This is a genomic window from Polaromonas sp. P3_C2, from assembly GCF_056402675.1.
This window is the reverse complement of sequence record NZ_JBFUGX010000843.1, coordinates 1-1,555: the sequence shown is the minus strand read 5'-3', so window position 1 is coordinate 1,555 and position 1,555 is coordinate 1. Positions and strand designations below refer to the sequence as shown.

Here is a 1,555-nt window from a genome sequence, read left to right as displayed (position 1 = left end):
CGCGGGTGGTGCTGGCCGGTTTCGTGCGCATTTTGACGCCGGGCTTTGTGCAGCACTACGCCGGCCGCTTGATCAACATTCATCCTTCGCTGCTGCCGGCCTTCACGGGGCTGGACACCTACCAGCGCGCCATTGATGCGGGCTGCAAGGTGGCGGGCGCGACGGTGCACCAGGTCACGGAAGTACTGGACCACGGGGCCATCCTGGCGCAGGCGGTGGTGCCTGTGCTGCCGGGCGACACTGCCAGGACGCTGTCTGCCCGCATCCTGACGCAGGAACACCTGATTTTCCCGCAGGCTGTGCGCGCGTTTTTYGAACCTGCTGCCTGAGCTTTGCCCGCGCGCGCGGTGAAAAGCATTGATGCGTCCTGATTGATACGTTTGATTTGAATCCAGCTGGTCTTCGGCCCCGTATTCATGTCAGCCGCTTTGAAAACCCTTCCGGTTGCGGCTTGCGTATCTACTTCATCAACATCAGTTCAAAGGTATTCACATGCAGACAAAACACAAACTGGCATCCGTCGGCGTGGCCATCGCCCTGTCATTGGCTGCCGCATCTTCCTTCGCCCAGGTCATGGTGGGCGGTGCGCCCATGCTGGCCAGCAAGGACATCATCGACAACGCAGTCAATTCCAAAGACCACACCACGCTGGTCGCCGCCGTCAAGGCTGCCGGCCTGGTCGATACGCTCAAGGGCCCGGGCCCGTTCACCGTGTTTGCGCCCACCAATGCGGCCTTTGCCGCATTGCCCGCAGGTACGGTGGACACCCTGCTTAAGCCCGAAAACAAGGGCATGCTCACCGGCATCCTGACCTACCACGTCGTGCCCGGCAAGTGGGACGCCGCTGCCATCAGCAAGATGATTGCCGACGGCAAGGGCATGGCTTCGATCAAGACGGTGGCCGGCGGCACGCTGGTGGCCAGGTCGGCTGGCGGCAAGGTCACGGTGACCGACGAGAAGGGCGGCGTTGCGACTGTCGCCATTGCCGACGTCTACCAGTCCAATGGTGTGATCCACGTGGTCGACAAGGTGCTGCTGCCCAAGTAAGCCGGCACTTCTTTCCCGAGCCCGTGCGCGGCCTGCCGCGCGCGGGCTTTCGCGCGTCGGCCTACTTCTGGTTCAGCATGTGCAGCGCCGCCTTCACGATGCTTTGCGCGTCGACGCTGAAAAATTCACGCAGCGCGGCGCGTGTGTCGCTGCGGCCAAAGCCGTCGGTGCCCAGGGTCAGGTAGTGCCTGCCTTCGGGCACAAAGGCGCGGATGCTTTCCGGCACAGCGCGCACATAGTCGGTGGCGGCAACGATGGGGCCGGTGCTGCCTTGCAACTGCTGAGCGATGAAGGGCGCAGTCACAGCGCCGTCATTGATCGCCTCTTGCTGGCAAGCTGCACCATCACGCGCCAGCTCACTCCAGCTGGTCACGCTGAAGACCGTGGCCTCAATGCCCTGCGTGGCCAGCTGCTGCGCAGCCTTGATCACCTCGGTCAGGATCGCTCCCGAACCCATCAAAACGACTTTTTGAGCCTTTTTGGGAGATGTTTTAGGGCTGTGGGGCAA

3 protein-coding genes are annotated in these 1,555 nt (G+C 62.6%); 2 read left to right on the top strand and 1 reads right to left on the bottom strand.

Annotation, left to right across the window (positions count from 1 at the left end; all coding sequences use genetic code 11):
- Both purN and AC1DWI_RS22620 read left to right on the top strand, forming a co-directional pair.
- Positions 1-329 (top strand): phosphoribosylglycinamide formyltransferase (purN, locus tag AC1DWI_RS22625; RefSeq protein ID WP_477725842.1); only part of this gene is annotated, 329 nt, incomplete at its 5' end.
- 163 nt (positions 330-492) lie between these two features.
- The gene (locus AC1DWI_RS22620) at positions 493-1,047 is read left to right on the top strand and encodes a fasciclin domain-containing protein (RefSeq protein ID WP_477669680.1); all 555 of its coding nucleotides are present in this window, start codon (positions 493-495) and stop codon (positions 1,045-1,047) included.
- A 61-nt stretch (positions 1,048-1,108) separates the two neighbouring features.
- On the opposite strand, the gene AC1DWI_RS22615 is transcribed toward AC1DWI_RS22620, so the two are convergent.
- Positions 1,109-1,555 (bottom strand): transketolase-like TK C-terminal-containing protein (locus tag AC1DWI_RS22615; RefSeq protein ID WP_477725841.1); only part of this gene is annotated, 447 nt, incomplete at its 5' end.

What these genes read in the sequence shown, in the direction of transcription:
- AC1DWI_RS22620 (WP_477669680.1), top strand. Translation starts at nt 493, where the DNA reads ATGCAGACAAAACACAAACTGGCATCCGTCGGCGTGGCCATCGCCCTG.